Origin of the sequence: Photorhabdus viridis (assembly GCF_040256935.1) — a bacterium.
In the GTDB taxonomy this organism is placed as follows: Bacteria; Pseudomonadota; Gammaproteobacteria; order Enterobacterales; family Enterobacteriaceae; genus Photorhabdus; species Photorhabdus viridis.
In genome coordinates this window covers 1-994 of record NZ_JBEJZY010000178.1, presented here as the reverse complement: position 1 = coordinate 994, position 994 = coordinate 1, and the positions used below count along the sequence as shown (strand labels likewise).

Annotated in this window: 1 protein-coding gene; it reads left to right on the top strand. The window is 57.7% G+C overall.

Annotated features, from left to right (window positions below; all coding sequences use genetic code 11):
* The coding region (locus tag ABR397_RS22820) for a DUF6531 domain-containing protein (protein WP_350307703.1) at positions 1-994 on the top strand (994 nt) is incomplete at both ends.

Here is a 994-nt window from a genome sequence, read left to right as displayed (position 1 = left end):
ATACCGTTTCCGATTTAACGATGTTTGCCGCCGGGTTAGCCAGTTTTGGCGGCGCAGCCGCCAAAGGCCCCGGCGCGTTGCAGAAGCTGTTCAGCAAGGTGCCGGGAGCGGATAAAATCCGCAAAATCGCCTGCCGGCTGGGAGCGCTTGCCGTCGCGGTGCCGGTCGCGGGTATTCTGATGAACCCGGTGGAAGTCATTGCCGGCCAGAAATTCCTGAACGATGAGGATGAACTGGACTTCATTTTTGACGCTGAATTGCCGCTCTACTGGCAGCGTAGCTACCTGAGCCGTTATCAGTATGACAGTGTACTTGGTCAGGGCTGGAGCCTGTTCTGGGAAAGCCACCTCACGCGCGTGGAAGACGGGCTGCTCTGGCGTTCCCTTTCCGGGGATACCGTGCCCTTTCCTGACGTGCCGAAAGGTCATCGCTGTTTTTGCCCGGAGGCCCAAAGCTGGCTGATACACACGGAAGAGGGCAAATGGGCGATCCGTGATGCAGGCGAATTAGTTTATCACTATACAGCTTTTGATAATGACGGCCTCAGCCGCCTGAGCCACATCCGCGATAACGTCGGCAACGAACAGCGCTTTCATTACAACGAACAGAACCGGATGGTCAGCATCACGGGCCATGGCGGGCTGAACCTGCACTGTGACTATGTGATGCTGGATATCGAGGGCAAAACGGTTTCCCGCCTCACCACCGTCTGGCGCGAACTGCATGACGGCCAGCGTATTCAGCTTTGCCGCTACCATTATAATGAAAACGCCCAACTGACGGGGGTCAGCCATCGCAACGACGCTCTCCAGCGACAATTCGGCTGGACAGAGCACGGCGTGATGGCATGGCATCAGGACAAGCGGGGATTACGCTGTGATTACCAGTGGGAGCAGACTGAAGAAGGGCTGTGGCGTGTCATGGCCCAGCAAACCAGCGAGGGGGCGGGCTATCGGCTGGCATACGATGATGAGACCCGCACGGCACACTGGCA